The 17,379-nt window shown below is 71.9% G+C and carries 15 protein-coding genes and 1 riboswitch; of the genes, 3 read left to right on the forward strand and 12 right to left on the reverse strand.

The window, feature by feature from the left end; translation table 11 throughout:
• Positions 1-23 precede the first annotated feature (23 nt).
• Positions 24-1,406, reverse strand: a complete 1,383-nt coding sequence (locus BX283_RS10330) for a peptidase C39 family protein (protein WP_101387329.1) — start codon at positions 1,404-1,406, stop codon at positions 24-26.
• A gap of 177 nt (positions 1,407-1,583) precedes the next feature.
• Here BX283_RS10330 and BX283_RS10335 point away from each other — a divergent pair, with 177 nt between their 5' ends.
• Together BX283_RS10335 and BX283_RS10340 are read left to right on the forward strand one after the other, a co-directional pair.
• Positions 1,584-2,213: a uridine kinase gene (locus BX283_RS10335; RefSeq protein WP_101387330.1), complete on the forward strand. Its 630-nt coding sequence runs from the start codon at positions 1,584-1,586 to the stop codon at positions 2,211-2,213.
• Between the two features lie 364 nt (positions 2,214-2,577).
• Positions 2,578-4,464, forward strand: coding sequence for an AAA family ATPase (locus tag BX283_RS10340; RefSeq protein WP_101387331.1), 1,887 nt, complete (start codon positions 2,578-2,580; stop codon positions 4,462-4,464).
• 262 nt (positions 4,465-4,726) lie between these two features.
• Here BX283_RS10340 and BX283_RS10345 read toward each other — a convergent pair whose 3' ends face one another.
• The 10 genes from BX283_RS10345 to ribD form a co-directional block, all read right to left on the reverse strand.
• Complete coding sequence (locus BX283_RS10345) at positions 4,727-5,794, reverse strand: hemolysin family protein (RefSeq protein ID WP_101387332.1); 1,068 nt, start codon at positions 5,792-5,794, stop codon at positions 4,727-4,729.
• Entirely contained in the window at positions 5,791-7,125 is a 1,335-nt protein-coding gene (locus BX283_RS10350) for a hemolysin family protein (protein WP_101387333.1), read from the reverse strand. The genes BX283_RS10345 and BX283_RS10350 overlap by 4 nt, the downstream gene beginning before the upstream one ends.
• Before the next feature lie 203 nt (positions 7,126-7,328).
• Positions 7,329-7,784, reverse strand: a complete 456-nt coding sequence (locus BX283_RS10355; protein ID WP_101392264.1) for a PH domain-containing protein — start codon at positions 7,782-7,784, stop codon at positions 7,329-7,331.
• Between the two features lie 37 nt (positions 7,785-7,821).
• Positions 7,822-8,670: an ATP phosphoribosyltransferase gene (gene hisG, locus BX283_RS10360; RefSeq protein ID WP_101387334.1), complete on the reverse strand. Its 849-nt coding sequence runs from the start codon at positions 8,668-8,670 to the stop codon at positions 7,822-7,824.
• Between the two features lie 50 nt (positions 8,671-8,720).
• A complete protein-coding gene (locus BX283_RS10365) occupies positions 8,721-9,002 on the reverse strand; it encodes a phosphoribosyl-ATP diphosphatase (protein WP_101387335.1) in 282 nt (93 codons plus the stop codon).
• 35 nt (positions 9,003-9,037) lie between these two features.
• A complete protein-coding gene (gene ribH, locus BX283_RS10370) occupies positions 9,038-9,523 on the reverse strand; it encodes a 6,7-dimethyl-8-ribityllumazine synthase (protein WP_101387336.1) in 486 nt (161 codons plus the stop codon).
• Positions 9,524-9,578: 55 nt separating this feature from the next.
• Complete coding sequence (locus BX283_RS10375; RefSeq protein ID WP_101387337.1) at positions 9,579-10,868, reverse strand: bifunctional 3,4-dihydroxy-2-butanone-4-phosphate synthase/GTP cyclohydrolase II; 1,290 nt, start codon at positions 10,866-10,868, stop codon at positions 9,579-9,581.
• A complete protein-coding gene (locus BX283_RS10380) occupies positions 10,865-11,509 on the reverse strand; it encodes a nicotinamide mononucleotide transporter family protein (protein ID WP_101387338.1) in 645 nt (214 codons plus the stop codon). The genes BX283_RS10375 and BX283_RS10380 overlap by 4 nt, the downstream gene beginning before the upstream one ends.
• Positions 11,506-12,114 (reverse strand): riboflavin synthase, encoded by a 609-nt coding sequence (locus tag BX283_RS10385; RefSeq protein WP_101387339.1) that lies wholly within the window; start codon positions 12,112-12,114, stop codon positions 11,506-11,508. Before BX283_RS10385 ends, BX283_RS10380 begins: the two co-directional genes overlap by 4 nt.
• Positions 12,115-12,116: 2 nt before the next feature.
• Positions 12,117-13,205, reverse strand: coding sequence for a bifunctional diaminohydroxyphosphoribosylaminopyrimidine deaminase/5-amino-6-(5-phosphoribosylamino)uracil reductase RibD (ribD, locus tag BX283_RS10390; RefSeq protein ID WP_101387340.1), 1,089 nt, complete (start codon positions 13,203-13,205; stop codon positions 12,117-12,119).
• Between the two features lie 163 nt (positions 13,206-13,368).
• Positions 13,369-13,499: riboswitch (FMN riboswitch) on the reverse strand.
• A gap of 287 nt (positions 13,500-13,786) precedes the next feature.
• Here ribD and BX283_RS10395 point away from each other — a divergent pair.
• A complete protein-coding gene (locus tag BX283_RS10395) occupies positions 13,787-16,141 on the forward strand; it encodes a chitinase C-terminal domain-containing protein (protein ID WP_101387341.1) in 2,355 nt (784 codons plus the stop codon).
• A 109-nt stretch (positions 16,142-16,250) separates the two neighbouring features.
• Here BX283_RS10395 and BX283_RS10400 read toward each other — a convergent pair whose 3' ends face one another.
• The gene (locus tag BX283_RS10400; RefSeq protein ID WP_101387342.1) at positions 16,251-17,378 is read right to left on the reverse strand and encodes an ROK family transcriptional regulator; all 1,128 of its coding nucleotides are present in this window, start codon (positions 17,376-17,378) and stop codon (positions 16,251-16,253) included.
• Position 17,379 lies beyond the last annotated feature (1 nt).

A 17,379-nucleotide genomic window follows, 5' to 3' on the forward strand; every position in this document is an offset into this window, starting at 1 on the left:
ACTGCCGCCGGGGCCGCCGGGTGTCAGGCCCGTACTCCCACCGAGGCCAGTGCACGCTTCTGAGCTGGGGAAACGTGCGTGGGCCAGTACAGATAGCAGACCCCGCCGGAGCCCGAGACGACCTTGCCGCTCGCGTTGTACCGCTTGGTCCGCAGCCAGATGTTCTCCCACTCGCGCCGCAGATAGACCCGGCGCACCTCCGGGTCGCTCGGCGAGGCCGGGTCGTTGGCGATCACGTCGCCGTCGGCCGTGAAACCGATCACCGTCATGAGGTGGCCCGAGGTGCCGTAGCCGGCGCCGGTCAGCTCGGTCCTGAGGAACGACTGGGAGGTGATCGCCGGGATGCCCGCCCGGATCAGCCTCTCCAGGTCGTTGAGGGACTGCAGCCGGGTCACCACCGCGCTCATGTCGCGGTACGTGGTGGCGTACGCGGCGTTGAAGGGCCAGTTGCCGCAGCCGCCGTACTGGTAGTCGTAGGTGTACCGGGCCGCGTGGCAGACCTGCGGGTCGGCGAAGGAGGGGTCCACCCAGGCCAGGTCGGCGGCGCTCGGCTTCCGCCCCCAGTACTCGACGATCATCTGCGAGGAGGTCGGGCTGCACCAGGCCTCGCCGCCGTTGTCGTACTGCGGGTACTGCCCCTTGTGGATCTCCTGCGAGTAGCGCGGCACGAGCAGCTCGCCCGCGTACGCCGGGGTGGAGGCGGGCACCGTGAAGCGGTCCGGGACGTCGGAGGCCATCGCGCCGAGCCGCCACACCGTCGGGGTGAGGCCGCTGTCGGGGGTGCGGTAGAGCGTCAGCCGCAGCCGGTAGGAGGCCAGCCGCAGCCCGCTCGCCGCGTCGTCGATGGCGAAGGTGTCGGTGTAGACGGTGCTCCTGCCGTCCTTCTGCCCGTCGACCGAGGTGCGCCGGATGTCGGCGTCGCCGTCGCCCGCCGTCCAGCGGCCCAGCACGTACGCCGGGGTCGCCGTGCCGTCGGAGTAGGTGCCGAGCAGCTCGACCTGGAGCCAGGTCCCGGCGGGGGTGTGCGCGTTCCAGTGGGCGACGACCTCGGTGGCCGGGACGGGCGAGCGGTGCTCCGGCGAGGTCCAGGTGGCGTACTCCCAGGTGGCCGTCTTCTTGGTGTGCGGGTCGGTGTAGTCGACGCTGCCCGCCGGGCGGGCGATCACCAGGCCGGGGCGGCGGCCCGGCACGGCCCGCACTCCGGCGGCGTCGCCCGAGCGCCAGTCGGAGTGCGTGGTCCAGGCGCGGTTGTCCACCAGTGAGGGGATGCCTTTCGAGGGCCTGCCCGCGGCGGGGCGCACGGTCGGCGGGGCGGGGGCGGCCGCGGCGGAGGCCGGGACGGCCGTGCCCGCCGCGGCGGCGAGCGCGGCGGCCAGGACGGTTCTGCGCGGAGTGGAGCCGGTCATGATCGGGACCCCCAGTCGGACGAGGATGGGGCGATGGGCGCGACAGTGGGCCAACTATCGCGGGTTCCGGGCGACTTCTGCCAGTGATGCGCGCCGTGCCGCGCCACCAATATGGGTCTGGACCACTGGCACGACCTGCGCCGCCGTCGCCGAGGCAGGTCGATCTAGGGTGGGGGCATGGCAGAAATCGACCGAATCGCGGCCGCCGTGCGCGCCCTGCCGCCCTCCTGCGGCCCGGTCCGGCTGGTCGCGGTGGACGGGCACGCGGGCTCCGGCAAGTCCACCTTCGCCGGACGTCTCGCCGCCGCGCTCGGCGGGGCGCCGGTCGTCCGCCTCGACGACCTGGCCACGCACGAGGAGTTCTTCGCCTGGACGCCCCGGCTGCGCGCCCAGGTGATCGAGCCGCTGGCGCGCGGGGAGGCCGGGCGCGTCACGCCGTACGACTGGAACCTGCGCCGGTTCGGTGCGTCAAGGCCGCTGGAGCCCGCGCCCGTGGTGCTGATCGAGGGCGTCGGGGCGGGGCGGCGCGAGGTGCGACCGCATCTGGCGTTGCTGCTGTGGATGGACATGGGCGCCGAGGGGTCCTGGGCGCGCGGGCGCCGACGGGACGGAGCGGCGCTTTCCGGCTTCTGGGACGAGTGGACGGAGGCGGAGATGCGCCATTTCGCCGCGGATCCGTCGCTTCCGTATGCGGATGCACTGGTACGGCAGTGCCAGGAGGGATACGAGTGGCTCCCGAGGCGCGATTCCGCACCCCTCGCACACCACTCGGTCACGGACAGTGAGGGACTGCCCCCATCGGGCTGAACCGTCGGAAAACCACCCCTCGCAGTCGTCCAACTCCGCTTGACCCGGGGGCCGTACAGGTCTTACGTTCTGAATGTGCGGCTTTCCGGAGCCGCCGCAGACGCGAAGCCCCCGGTTGTTCCCCCGTGATCGGGGGCTTCGTTCTGCCTTTCAGGGCCTTACAGAGCCTTTCAGCACGCCGTTTCAGCGGCTTTCGCTCACCCTCGGTCACCGGCCAGGTCGTGCTGCCACTCCCCCCGCGCCACCCTTCGGTCCGGGGCCCCCTCGCGGGTACGATGCAACCGGTGCGGTCAATTCCCGTCAATTCCGTTCTGTGTTCTGTGAATTGGCGGTTCAGCACGGGGGCACGGTGGTGGGGGACGTGATGGACTTCGGCACGCAGGGCGCGCACGCCCCGGCCGATCTCGCCTGGCTGCGGGGCATCGACGCGTACACCATGGGCGCGTATCCGCAGGCCGAGGAGGAGTTCCGGGCCGCGGTACGGATGGATCCGGGCATGGTGGACGGCTGGCTGGGACTGCATGCGCTGCGGGTGGACACCACCACCGCGCTGCTGCGCATGTACCGCCACCGCGAACGCTTCGGCGAACAGCGCGCCCGGCACCGACGCACCCTCAACTCCTGGTACTGGCTGGGCTGGTGGGTCCAGCCGGTCCTGGAGAGCCCGCGCGATCTGCTGCTCGCGCACGCCTCGCACTGGCTGGACGGGCGCCATGTGCCGGAGCTTGACCGGGCGCTGGCCGGTCTGCCACCGGTCGACACCGACCCGCAGGTCCGCTTCCTGCACGCCTGCCGGGCGTATCTGGTCAAGGACTGGGACCAACTGGTGCGGCACACCGAGCCGTTGCTGAACGATCCGCTGCTCGGGATCGAGGCCGGGCTGTTCGGCGGGATGGCGCGGGTGCGCCTGGAGATGTTCGGGCAGGCCGAGCCGCTCCTGTCGGCGGCCCTGATGCGCTGCCGCAGCGAGCAGCCGCAGCGCAAGGAGCTGCGCTACTGGCTGGCCCGCGCCCACGAGGGCACCGGCCGCTCCGCCGCCGCGCTGCCGCTGTACCGGGCGGTGCACCGGGTCGACCCGGCGTTCATGGACACCTCGGCGCGGCTGGCCGCGATCACCGAGTCGGACGGCCTGGACGGGGCGTACGGCTCCGACGACCCGGCCGACCTGGCGGCCGTCTCGCTGGCCGGGTTCGGCCAGGACACCGCGGCGGACGGCGGCGAGCCGGAGGCCGCGCCGCTGGAGCCTCCCGAGGGGCGCGAGGTGCGGGTGCCGCTCGCCGGCCCGGCGGTGGCGGTGCCGCCGCCCGACGGCGCACGGGAGAAGGCCGGCGTCCCGGCCCAGCCGGCCCCGCCGCCGGTGCCGACCGGCCCGACGGACTCCGCGCTGCTCGCCCAGGCGCTGGCGGAGCTGGAGCGGATGGTGGGCCTGGAGCCGGTGAAGCGCCAGGTGAAGGCGCTGTCCGCGCAGCTCAACATGGCCCGGCTACGGGTCGGCCAGGGCCTGCCCGTCCAGCCGCCGAAACGTCACTTTGTCTTCTCCGGCCCCAGCGGCACCGGCAAGACCACGGTCGCGCGGATCCTGGGCCGGGTCTTCTACGCGCTCGGTCTGCTGGGCGGCGACCACCTGGTGGAGGCCCAACGGGCCGACTTGGTGGGCGAGTTCCTCGGCCAGACGGCGGTCAAGGCGAACGAGCTGATCGACTCGGCGCTGGGCGGGGTGCTCTTCGTGGACGAGGCGTACAGCCTCTCCAACTCCGGCTACAGCAAGGGCGACGCGTACGGGGACGAGGCGCTCCAGGTGCTCCTCAAGCGCGCCGAGGACAACCGCGACCACCTGGTGGTCATCCTCGCGGGCTACCCCGAGGGCATGGACCGCCTCCTAGCCACCAACCCCGGCCTGTCCTCCCGCTTCACCACCCGGGTGGACTTCCCTTCGTACCGCCCCCTGGAGCTGACGGCGATCGGGGAGGTCCTGGCGGCGGAGAACGGGGACGGCTGGGACGAGGAGGCGCTGGACGAGCTGCGCTCGATCAGCGGGCACGTGGTGGATCAGGGGTGGATCGACGAGCTGGGCAACGGCCGTTTCCTGCGCACGCTGTACGAGAAGAGCTGCGCGTACCGGGATCTGCGTCTGTCGACGTATCCGGGCACGCCCGGGCGGGAGGATCTGTCCACCCTTCGGCTGCCGGATCTGATGCAGGCGTACGGGGAGGTGCTGTCGGGGAGGGGCGGCCCGGTGGACCCGCTGTAGCCCACGGGCGGCTTCGCCCCCAGACCCCCCTGTTCGCCTGCGGACCGTGGGTGGCTGGTCGCGCAGTTCCCCGCGCCCCAGGTATTTAGGGGCGCGGGGAACTGCGCGAGCAACCCAGCACGGTCCGCAGACGAAAAAGGCGGGGTGCGGGGGCCGCAGGCCCCGCGAAAGGGGTCCGGGGCGTAGCCCCCGGGAGAACACCTCCGCCCCCTCCCACCCCCGGAGGGTTCAGGGAAGGGGCGGGGCGGGGGCGAACCCGGGGTCAGCCCGCCAGGGCCTGTTCCGGGCGGGGCTGGGTCGGGAACGGGCGGTGGGACGGGTCGCGGACCTCCCCGACCAGCATCTCCAGGACGTCCTCCAGAGCCACCAGCCCCAGCACACGCCCGCCCGCGTCCACCACCTGGGCAAGATGCGCCGCCGCCCGACGCATCACGGTGAGCGCGTCATCGAGCGGCAGCTCCGCCCGCAGCGTCACCAACGGCCGCCACACCTGCTGCGGCACCGCCCGCTCCTGGTCCTCCAGGTCCAGTACGTCCTTGACGTGGAGGAAGCCCATGAAGGCACCCCCCTCCGCGCACACGGGGAAGCGCGAGTACCCCGTACGGACCGTCAGCTCCTCCACCTGCCGGGGCGTCACCGAGCAGCCCACCGTCACCAGCGACGACCGGTCGAGCAGGACGTCCGTCACCGGGCGGCTGCCCAGCTCCAGCGCGTCCTCCAGGCGCTCCATCTCCCCCGGGTCCAGCAGACCGGCCTGCCCGGAGTCCTCCACCAGACGGTTGAGCTGCTCGCTGGTGAAGACCGCCTCGACCTCGTCCTTGGGCTCCACCCGGAACACCCGCAGGACGAGCCGCGCGCACGCGCCCAGCGCCACCGTGACCGGACGGCACACCCGGGCGAAGGCCACGAGCCCCGGGCTGAACCACAGCGCGGTCTTCTCCGGCGCCGCCATGGCCAGGTTCTTCGGGACCATCTCGCCGATGACGAGGTGGAGGAAGACGACGAGGGCGAGCGCGATCGCGTAACCGAGGGGGTGGATCAGGCCCGCCGGGACCCGGGCCGCCTCGAAGACGGGCTCCAGGAGGTGGGCCACCGTGGGCTCCGCCACCGCGCCGAGCGTCAACGAGCAGACCGTGATGCCGAACTGCGCGGCCGCCATCATCTGCGGCAGGTTCTCCAGACCGTGCAGCACCTGCCGCGCCCGCGCCGACTGGGACGCGAGCGGTTCGATCTGGCTGCGGCGCACGGACACCAGGGCGAACTCGGCCCCGACGAAGAAGCCGTTCGCAAGGACCAGGAGCAGGGCGAAGAAGAGTTGCAGCAGGCTCATCGCACGGCCTCGCTCAGGACGTCGGCGGTGCGCACGAAGCGCACCCGCTCCGCCCGGTACCGCTCGACCCGGCGGACCTGGATCCGCCAGCCGGGCAGCTCGGCGCGGTCACCGGGGACCGGGATCCGGCCGAGCAGATCGGCGACGAGCCCGGCGACCGTCTCGTACGGGCCGTCCGGCACGTCCAGTCCTATCCGGCGCAGGCTCAGCACCCGGCAGCTGCCGTCGGCCTCCCACGCGGGGCGGCCGTCGTCGCTCGCCACCGCGGCGAGGTCGGGCCCGGTGTCGCCCTCGGCGTCGTGCTCGTCGCGCACCTCGCCGACCAGCTCCTCGACGATGTCCTCCAGGGTGACGACCCCGGCCGTGCCGCCGTACTCGTCGACGACCACGGCTATCGGCTGCTCGCTGCGCAGCCGCTCCAGGAGCTGCTGCACGGGCAGTGTCTCGGGCACCAGGAGCGGCGGCACCGCGATCACCGCGGCGGCGGTGCGATGGCGCTCCTGCGGCGGCACCGCGAGCGCGTCCTTGAGGTGGACCATGCCGACGACCTCGTCGATCCGCTCCCGGTAGACGGGGAAGCGGGAGAGCCCGGTGGCCCGGGTGAGGTTGAGGACGTCGGCGGCGGTCGCGGAGGTCTGCAGCGCGCTCACCTTCACGCGCGGCGTCATCACGTTCTCCGCGGTGAGCCGCCCGAGCGCGAGGGTGCGTACGAAGAGGTCGGCGGTGTCCTGTTCGATGGCTCCGGCCCGCGCCGAGTGGCGGGCCAGCGAGACCAGTTCGCCCGGGGTGCGGGCGGAGGCCAGCTCGTCGGCGGGCTCCACGCCGAGCGCCCGCACCAGCCGGTTGGCGACGGTGTTCAGGAGCGAGATGACCGGCCGGAAGAGCCGGGAGAAGCGGCTCTGCGGTCCGGCGACGAACCGCGCGACCTGGAGGGGCCGCGACACCGCCCAGTTCTTGGGGACGAGTTCGCCGACCACCATCTGGACGGCGGAGGCGAGCAGCATGCCGACGACGACGCTCACCCCGGGCACCACCCCGTCGGGCAGGCCGGTCGCGGTGAGCGGCCCGTCGAGGAGTCCGGCGAGCGCGGGCTCCGCGAGCATGCCGACGACGAGCGAGGTGATGGTGATGCCGAGCTGGGTGCCGGAGAGCTGGAAGGACAGCTCGCGCAGGGACTCGACGACGGTGCGGGCGCGGCGGTCGCCGTCGGCGGCGGCCTTTTCGGCGTCCGGGCGCTCCACGGTGACCAGGCCGAATTCGGCGGCCACGAAGAATCCGTTGGCGAGGATGAGAAGGAATGCCGCGGCGAGCAGCAGAAGCGGGATGGTCATGCCGCCGCCTCCTGCGAGGGGGCGGCGCATGTACTACCGGACGATCCGTCCATTGCTGGAGGGAGTCACTCCTCGGGTCGCTGGTGCCCCGCAGGCCGATGGTGCCGCCTTGTGCGCGGGGCGGGCGCGTTGAGCGCCACCGTCACCAGGGTAGCCATTGAGATCGTCGCCGCAATGCTTGCCCCGGTGCTGAAAAGGGCGGGTCAGCCGCCCTGGGGAGTGCCGTGCGACTCGGCGAGCGCGCGCAGCGCCCGGGCGTCGCGGATGGCCCGCTCCTTGGCGATGCCGGGCTGGATGCCGAGCGCGGGCAGGCTGGTGCCGTCGCTGAGGTCCAGGAACACCCAGGGGTCGCCCGGGCGGAGGTTGACGCGCAGGATCTCCGCCCAGGCGAGCCGCCGCGTCCGGGTGAGGTTGACGACCGTGACGCCCGTGTCGTCGGCGACGACCTTGGGGCGGCTCAGCAGCGCGAGGACCGCGAAGAACATCGCCGCGGTGAACACGAAGCTGGCCCGCTCGCCCCCGCTCATGTTCTCCAGGAGCAGTGCGACGCCGGTGATCACGGCGAACATCACGGCACCCACGCTCAGCAGCACGGCCCGGGTGCGGGTCGGCCGGAACGTGACCGGGAGAGCGGGGAGTTGGGGCGCGGGGGCGGACACGGGGTACGTCACTTCCGTACGGGAGTAAAGGGGTCGGTCAGAGACGGCAGGCGTGGATGGCCGTGGTGAGGATGGCGCGGGCGCCCAGCTCGTACAGGTCGTCCATGATCCGCTGGGCCTCCTTGGCGGGGACCATGGCGCGCACCGCGACCCAGCCCTCGTTGTGGAGCGGCGAGATCGTCGGCGACTCCAGGCCCGGGGTGAGGGCGACGGCGCGCTCCAGGTGCTCGGCGCGGCAGTCGTAGTCCATCATCACGTAGCTGCGGGCGACCAGGACGCCCTGGAGGCGGCGCAGGAACTGCTGGACCTTGGGGTTCTCGGCGTCGGCGCCGGTGCGGCGGATGACGGCCGCCTCCGACTTCATGATCGGGTCGCCGAAGACTTCGAGACCCGCGTTGCGCAGCGAGGTGCCGGTCTCCACGACGTCCGCGATGACCTGGGCGACGCCCAGCTCGATGGCGGTCTCCACAGCGCCGTCGAGGTGCACCACGGAGGCGGCGATACCGGCCTCGGCCAGGTGCTTGGCGACGATGCCCTCGTAGGAGGTGGCGATCGTCTTGCCCGCCAGGTCCTCGATGCCCGAGACGGTCCCGGGCTTGGCGGCGAAGCGGAAGGTGGAGCGGGCGAAGCCGAGCGGCAGGATCACCTCGGCGTCGGCACCCGAGTCGATCAGCAGGTCCTCGCCGGTGATGCCGATGTCGAGCTTGCCCGCCGACACGTAGATCGCGATGTCCTTGGGGCGGAGGTAGAAGAACTCGACCTCGTTGACCGGGTCGACCAGGACGAGTTCCTTGGACTCCTTGCGCATCTGGTAGCCGGCCTCATGGAGCATCGCCGACGCAGGTCCGGACAGTGAACCCTTGTTGGGGACGGCGATGCGCAGCATGAGGTCGGCTTCCTTACGTGGAGACGTACAGAGGGAAAGTGCGGGTGTGCTCAGAGGTGCGCGTAGACGTCGTCGAGGGAGATCCCGCGCGCGACCATCATCACCTGGACGTGGTACAGCAGCTGCGAGATCTCCTCGGCGGCGGCGTCCTTGCTCTCGTACTCGGCGGCCATCCAGACCTCGGCGGCCTCCTCGACGACCTTCTTGCCGATGGCATGCACGCCCTTGTCCACCAGCTCGGCGGTGCGGGAGGTGGACGGGTCGCCGTTGGCGGCCTTGAGCTGGAGCTCCGCGAAGAGCTCTTCGAAACTCTTGGAGGGTTTGTTCGCCATGATGCTTCTCAGGGTAAGGGGTGCGTCCCCGGCACTCAGCGCCAGGGTTCGCTGACGGTGCGCAGCGTGGCGGCCGTGGCGACGGCGGCGGTGACCGCTTCGTGTCCCTTGTCCTCGTTCGACCCTTCGAGGCCGGCCCGGTCCAGGGCCTGCTCCTCGGTGTCGCAGGTCAGCACGCCGAACCCGACGGGTACGCCGGTGTCGATGCTGACCTGGGTGAGACCGTTGGTGACACCCTGGCACACGTAGTCGAAGTGCGGTGTACCGCCCCTGATGACGACGCCGAGGGCGACCACCGCATCGTACCCGCGGCCCGCGAGCACCTTGGCGACGACCGGCAGCTCGAAGCTGCCGGGGACGCGCAGCAGCGTCGGCTCGTCGATGCCGAGCTCGTGCAGGGCGCGCAGGGCGCCGTCGACGAGTCCGTCCATGACCTTCTCGTGCCACTGCGCCGCGATCACGGCGACCCGGAGGTCTGCGCAGTTGCGTACGGACAGTTCGGGTGCGCCCTTGCCACTCACGTGCTACTCCTCAGTGATCTTTCAGCTCTGTACGGGTGTCGCTGTACGGGTGTCGCTACTGGTTGCCGCAGGCCGACGCGGTCGCGTCCAGCCACGGCAGGTCGTGTCCCATCCGGTCGCGCTTGGTGCGCAGGTACCGCAGATTGTGCTCGCCCGCCTGGACGGCCATCGGCTCGCGGCCGGTGACCTTGAGGCCGTGGCGCACCAGCGCGGTGGTCTTCTCCGGGTTGTTGGTCATCAGCCGCAGGCTGCGCACGCCCAGGTCCTCCAGGATCTGCGCGCCGGCCGCATAGTCGCGGGCGTCGGCGGGCAGCCCCAGTTCCAGGTTGGCATCGAGCGTGTCGCGGCCCTGCTCCTGGAGCTCGTAGGCACGCAGCTTGGAGAGCAGTCCGATGCCGCGCCCCTCGTGGCCGCGCAGATAGACGACCACGCCGCGGCCCGCCTGGGTGATGGCCTCCATGGAGGCCTGCAGCTGGGGGCCGCAGTCGCAGCGCAGCGAGTGGAAGATGTCGCCGGTCAGGCACTCGGAGTGGACCCGGACCAGCACGTCCTCGCCGTCGCCGACCTCGCCGTGGACCAGCGCCACGTGCTCGACGCCGTCGACGGTGGAGCGGTAGCCGTAGGCGGTGAACTCGCCGAACGAGGTGGGCAGGTGGACCTCGGCCTCGCGGCGCACGGTCGGCTCGGAGGAGCGGCGGTAGGCGATCAGGTCCTCGATGGAGATGATCGTCAGGCCGTGCTTACGGGCGAACGGGACGAGCTCGGGCAGCCGCAGCATCACGCCGTCCTCGCCCGCGATCTCCACGATCGCACCGGCCGGGGCGAGCCCCGCGAGCCGGGCGAGGTCGACGGCGGCCTCGGTGTGGCCGTTGCGGGCGAGGACGCCTCCCGGCTTGGCCCGCAGCGGGAAGATGTGCCCGGGGCGGACGAAGTCCCCGGGCGCCGAGCGCCCGTCGGCGAGCAGGCGCAGGGTGGTGGCGCGGTCGGCGGCGGAGATGCCGGTGGAGACCCCGTAGGCGGCGGACGCGTCGACCGAGACGGTGAACGCGGTCTTCATCGACTCGGTGTTGTGGTCGACCATCTGCGGCAGCCGGAGCCGGTCGAGCGCCTCGCCCTCCATGGGCGCGCAGATCAGCCCGCGGCACTCGCTCATCATGAAGGCGACGATCTCGGGGGTCGCCTTCTCGGCGGCGATGACGAGGTCGCCCTCGTTCTCGCGGTCCTCGTCGTCCACGACCACGACCGGGCGGCCGGCCGCGATGTCGCGGATCGCCTGCTCGACGGGGTCGAGGGAGAGGTCCTCGCGGTTGTCGGTGGAGTACCAGGTGGGTGTGGTGGCGCTCATGCCGCCGCTCCTTCCAGGACGGGCTGCGCGCTCGTACGGGAGCGCAGCCACCAGTCGCGCAGGCCCCACAGGACGATTGCGCCGTAGATGACGTAGACGAAGCCGGAGAAGGCGAAGCCGTTGGCGAAGTTGAGCGGCACGCCCACGGCGTCGACGAGGAGCCAGGCGAGCCAGAACTCGACCATGCCGCGCGCCTGGGCGTACATGGCGACGATGGTGCCGACGAAGATGTACGCGTCCGGCCACGGGTCCCACGACAGCGTCGGGTAGGCGGTGAACAGGGCGCCGACCGCGAGGGTGCCGAGCGCCGCGCCCGCGACGAGCAGGCCGCGCTCGCGCCAGGTGGCGAACCGCACCGCGATGGAGCCGTCCTGCCCCTGCCCCTTGCCGCCCTGCCACTGGTACCAGCCCCACAGCGCGACCACGATGACCACGACCTGCTTGCCGGCGCTGCCGGAGAGGTGGGCGGTGGTGAACGCGGCCAGCAGGATGACACCGGAGAGGAACTGGGCGGGCCAGGTCCATATGGAGCGCCGCCAGCCGAGCGCGAGGGCGGCCAGGCCCACCGTGTTGCCGATCATGTCGGACCACATGATGTGCTGGTCGAAGGCGGTGAAGGCCTCGGAGTTGAGCCAGTTCACTTGGGGTCCTCCTGGCCGTGTGCGCCCATCAGGCGCTCGACGTACTTGGCGATCACGTCGACCTCCAGGTTGACGGGGTCGCCGGGCTGCTTGCGGCCCAGCGTGGTCAGCGCGAGCGTGGTGGGGATGAGGCTGATGGTGAAGTAGTCGGGGCCCGCGTCGACCACCGTGAGGCTGACGCCGTCGACGGTGATCGAGCCCTTCTCCACGACGTAGCGGGAGAGCTCCGCGGGCAGCGAGACCTTGACGATCTCCCAGTTCTCCGAGGGGGTGCGCGCCACGATGGCGCCGGTGCCGTCGACGTGGCCCTGGACGATGTGCCCGCCGAGGCGGCCGCCGACGGCCATGGGCCGCTCCAGGTTGACGCGGGAGCCGACGTCGAGGGCGCCGAGGCTGGAGCGCTTCAGCGTCTCCTCCATGACGTCGGCGGTGAACTCGCCGTCGCCGGTCTCCACGACGGTCAGACAGACCCCGTTGACGGCGATCGAGTCGCCGTGCCGGGCGCCCTCGGTGACGACGGGGCCGCGCAGGCGGAAGCGGGAGGAGTCGCCGAGCTTCTCGACGGCGGTGACCTCACCCAGCTCTTCGACGATTCCGGTGAACACGCTCATCGCTCCTTGGGAGTGGCACTGATACGGAGATCGGGGCCGATGCGGACGGTCTCGGTCAGTTCGAGCCGCAACGCGTCGGCGATCGTGGTGATTCCGGCGCCGGTGAGGGCCGCGGGGCCCGCGCCGAGCAGGACGGGTGCCAGGTAGCCGACGACCTTGTCGACGGCGCCCGCGGCGACGAAGGCCCCGGCGAGGGCCGGGCCGCCTTCGAGGAGTACGGACCGGACGCCGCGCCCGTGCAGGGCGGCCAGCAGCGCCGGGATGTCCAGACCGGAGGCCGCGCGCGGCAGGCGCACGACGTCGATGTCGGCATCCGCCAGCGGGGCGGTGTCGGCGTCCTCGGCGACCGCGACCAGGGTCGGCGCGGCGTCGTCGAGGACCCGGGCGCCGGGCCGTACGGCCTTGGCCTCCGTGTCGACGACGACCCGCAGCGGCTGGACGGCGCCCTCGACGCCCCGTACCGCGAGGTGCGGGTCGTCGGTGCGGGCGGTGCCGGAGCCGACCACCACGGCGTCGGCCTCGGCGCGCAGCCGGTGGACGTCGGCGCGGGCCTCGGGCGAGGTGATCCAGCGGCTGGTGCCGTCCTCGGCCGCGATCCGGCCGTCGAGGGTCGCCGCGTACTTCCACAGGACGTAGGGCCGGCCGAGCCGTACGGAGGTGAGCCAGGCGGCGTTGCCCGCCTCGGCCTCCTCGGCGAGCAGGCCCTGCTCGACCTCGACCCCGGCCGCCCGCAGGGTGTCGGCGCCGCCGGTGGCCTGCGGGTTCGGGTCGCCGACCGCGTACACGACCCGGGCGATCCCGGCCTGGAGGAGCGCCTGGGCGCAGGGGCCGGTGCGGCCGGTGTGGTTGCAGGGTTCGAGGGTGACGTACGCGGTGCCGCCCCGGGCGCTGTCGCCCGCGGCGGACAGGGCGTGGACCTCGGCGTGCGGGCCGCCGGCCTGCTGGTGGAAGCCCTCGCCGACCAAGGCGCCCGAGGCGTCGGTGATGACGCACCCGACGACCGGGTTGGGGCTGGTGGAGCCGAGTCCGCGCGCGGCGAGCTCAATGGCTCGGCGCATGGCGTCTGCGTCGGCTGCGGTGGCCACCGGGTCCTCCTGCCTCTTCGGGCACGGACTCCGGGGCTGTCGATGAACGACAGAGAGCGGGAAACAAAGCCGTACAGACTGCTCACGCATGGCCGAAGGACACCGACCGTCGCGGACGACGATCAGCGGAACGGCCGGCATGAGCCCTGATGGGGCCCGCCCGCCGCGCACTGCCTCCCATCCGGACTTTCACCGTCGGTCCAGGAATTCCACCTGGTCAACCGGCCACTGGATGCGGCCGGGTCGCGGACTATTACCGCCGGTTCGGAATTACACCGACCCCGGAGTGCGCTGCTGCTGGTACAGGGTCAGTGTGCCACGACTGATCGTCGGCCATACGGGCGAACATCTATGGCCTGGGTCACAGTGCGGTCGCGGCCCGTAGCGGAGGTTCACCGTCCGCCCCATCGCGCGGCCCTCGCGGCCCCTGCATTGGTCCATACCTATTGACGCTCTGGTCTAGTCCTCTTAATCTCCGTGTCACCTCAGAGGTGAGGCCCGCCGGTGTGCGCACGCCGGGGCGCCGCCGCACGACCGCCTGCAGTCCTGTGCCCCACCGACCTCCCCTGGAGGAACAGATCGTGCTGTCCCCCACTCGTACGAGAGCCACGCTGCTCGCGGCCGGTGCCGCGGTCGCCGGGCTGGTGCTCTCCTCGCTCTCCGCGGGCGTCTCGCACGCCGCCGACAACGAGACCTGTCGCCCCGACGGGCTGTACAAGACGCCCGGCGTCGACGTCCCCTACTGCTCCGTGTACGACACGGACGGCCGCGAGAAGATGGGCGCCGACCACCAGCGCCGGGTCATCGGGTACTTCACCGGCTGGCGCACCGGCCAGGACGGGACCCCCGCCTACCTCGCCTCCGACATCCCGTGGGACAAGGTCACCCACGTCAACTACGCCTTCGCGCACATCGGTTCCGACAACAAGATCTCGGTCGGCGGCGACAGCGAGAAGAACGCGGCGACCGGAGCGACCTGGCCGGGCGTCGCGGGGGCCGAGATGGACCCCGCGCTCCCCTACAAGGGCCACTTCAACCTCCTGAACAAATTCAAGAAGCAGCACCCGAACGTCAAGACGCTCATCTCCGTGGGCGGTTGGGCCGAGACCGGCGGCTATTTCGGCGACGACGGAAAGCGCGTCTCCTCGGGCGGCTTCTACTCGATGGCCACCAACGCCGACGGTTCGGTGAACCAGCCGGGCATCGACACCTTCGCGGACTCGGCCGTCGCCTTCATCAAGAAGTACGGGTTCAACGGCGTCGACATCGACTACGAGTACCCCACCACGATGAAGGACGCGGGCAACCCGCTGGACTGGAGCCTGTCCAACGGGCGCCGTGCGGGCCTGGTCAAGGGCTATGCGGCGCTGATGAAGTCGCTGCGCGAGAAGCTGGACCGCGCGGGAGCGGCTGACGGAAAACACTATCTGTTGTCTGTCGCCGCACCTTCGTCCGGCTATCTGCTGCGCGGCATGGAGACGTTCCAGGTCCAGAAGTACCTGGACTACGTCAACATCATGTCGTACGACCTGCACGGCGCCTGGAACGAGTACGTGGGGCCGAACGCCTCGCTCTTCGACGACGGCAAGGACGCGGAACTCGCCGCGGCGGGCGTCTATTCGACCTCCCAGTACGGCGGAATCGGCTATCTCAACGCGGACTGGGCCTACCACTACTTCCGCGGCTCGATGCCGGCCGGGCGCATCAACATGGGCCTGCCGTACTACACCCGCGGCTTCAAGAACGTGAGCGGCGGGACGGACGGGCTGTGGGGCAAGGCCGCGACCACCAGCTGTCCGGCCGGGTCGGGGCTGACCAAGTGCGGTGACGGCGCCACCGGCATCGACAACCTCTGGCACGACCTCGACGACAACGGCAAGGAGGCCCCGGCGGGCTCCAACCCGATGTGGCACGCCAAGAACCTGGAGAAGGGCGTCGTCGGCGACTACGCGGCCAAGTACGGCTTCCCCGCCGACACCAAGCTGACCGGCACCTACGCCCGCAAGTACGACGCGACGCTGGTGGCGCCCTGGCTGTGGAACGACCAGAAGAAGGTCTTCCTCTCCACCGAGGACGAGCAGTCGGTGAACGCCAAGGCCGACTACGTGGTCGACAAGGGCATCGGCGGCACGATGGTCTGGGAGCTGGCGGGCGACTACAAGTACAACGCCGCCAAGGGGCAGTACGAGCCGGGCTCGACGCTCACGTCCGCGATGTACGACAAGTTCAAGTCGGCAGCCCCGTACGGCGCCAAGCGCTCCACGGTCACGCTGCCCACGCAGGCGCTGAACATCGGGGTGGACTTCGGGCAGTTCCCGCTCGGCGACTCCAACTACCCGATCAGCCCCAAGGTGACGCTGACCAACAACACCAAGGCGACGCTGCCGGGCGGTACGGAGTTCCAGTTCGACTACGGGACCTCGGCCCCGGCGAACGCCAAGGACCAGTCCGGTTTCGGCACGGCGATCGTCCGCAGCGACCACAGCGGCAGCAACGTGGGCGGTCTGAAGGGTGACTACAACCGGGTCTCGCTGAAGCTCCCGGCCTGGCAGTCGCTGGCGCCGGGCGCCTCGGTGACCCTCGACTTCGTCTACTACCTGCCGGTGTCGACGCCCTCCAACTGGACGGTGACGTTCGGCGGCCGCACCTACGCGCTGGCCGGGGACCTCACCCGGGGCGCGACGGTCACCGAGCCGGAGACCGGCACGCCGTCTCCGTCGCCCTCGCCGTCCGGCGGTACGACGGGCGGCTCGACCGGCGGCTCCACGGGCGGCGGCTCCTGCACGGCACCCGCCTGGACGGCCACGGCCGAGTACGGTGGCTCCACGACCGTCTCGTACAAGTCCCACAACTGGAAGTCGAAGTGGTGGACGAAGGGCGAGGAGCCCGGAACCACCGGCGACTGGGGAGTCTGGCAGGACCTCGGCGCCTGCTGATCCCCCGCCCCCGAACGCCCGGCGGCGCGACTCGAGGCCCTTGCCGCTGTCGCCGGGCACCCCCTGACGCCCGCGCCCCGGCCGGATCTCCCCGGCCGGGGCGCGGGCGTCAGAACAGCTCGTCCTGGGCCGCGTCCCGGGCCGCGAGCAGGGCGCCGCGCAATACCGCCCGGTCGCCGAGTTCGCTGGGCCGGACCTCGGCGCCCAGCGGGGTGAGCGCGGCGAGCCTGCCGCGCACCCGGGTGGCGAGCAACGCGCCGCCCGTGTGGCCGAGTTCGCCGCCGAGCACGATCAGGCCGGGGTCCAGTACGGAGACCACGGCCGCCGCGCCGATGGCGATCCGCTCGGCCAGCGCGTCGAGGAACGGGCCGGCCGCCTCCCGCACCAGCGTCTCGGCGCTGCCCGTCAGACCGTGCGCGGCGGCGAGGCGCACCACCGCCTCGGCGCCCGCGAGCGCGTGGAACCCGCCGTCGCAGCCGGTCGCGGAGGGCAGCGCGCCGGTGCCCGGAACGGGCAGGAAGCCGATCTCGCCCGCGCCGCCGGACGCCCCCCGGCGCAGCTTCCCGTCCAGGAAGACCGCCGCGCCCACGCCCTGGCCCAGCCAGAACAGCACGAAGTCGTCCTGGCCGCGCGCGGCGCCGAGCCGGTGCTCGGCCAGCGCCGCCAGATTCACCTCGTTCTCCACCAGGACCGCGGCCGACAGCCGCCGCTGGAGGGCGGGGACCAGCTCCCGGTGCCAGGCGGGCAGGCCCGTGCTGTCGCGCAGTTCGCCCGTCGCCGGGTCGATCAGGCCGGGCGCCCCGATGCCGACGCTGTGCAGCCGCTCGGCGCCCGCCTCCTTCGCGGTCCGCTCCAGGAGCGCCACCGTCCGCTCCACCGCGGGCCCGGTCCCGGCCTCGGCCCCGATCGGGAGGGCGGCCTCGGCGAGGGGCGCGCCGAGCAGATCGGCCACGAGCACGGTGACGCCGTCGGTGCGCACGTCCAGGGCGGCGAGGTGGGCCCGGTCGGCGACGATCCCGTACAGCCGGGCGTTGGGTCCGCGCCGCTCGGCGCCGGACTCCCCCACGACCTCGACGAGCCCCGAGCCCTGGAGCCGTTCGACCAGGTCGGCGACGGTGGGGCGGGACAGCCCCGTGAGCTTCTTGAGCTGACCCGCCGTCAACGGGCCCTCGTCCTGGAGCAGCCGCAGGGCGAGGCGGTCGTTGATGACCCGGGCGGTGCTGGGTGATGCGGGCATG

The sequence above is a fragment of the Streptomyces sp. TLI_146 genome (assembly GCF_002846415.1).
Classification (GTDB): Bacteria; Actinomycetota; Actinomycetes; order Streptomycetales; family Streptomycetaceae; genus Streptomyces.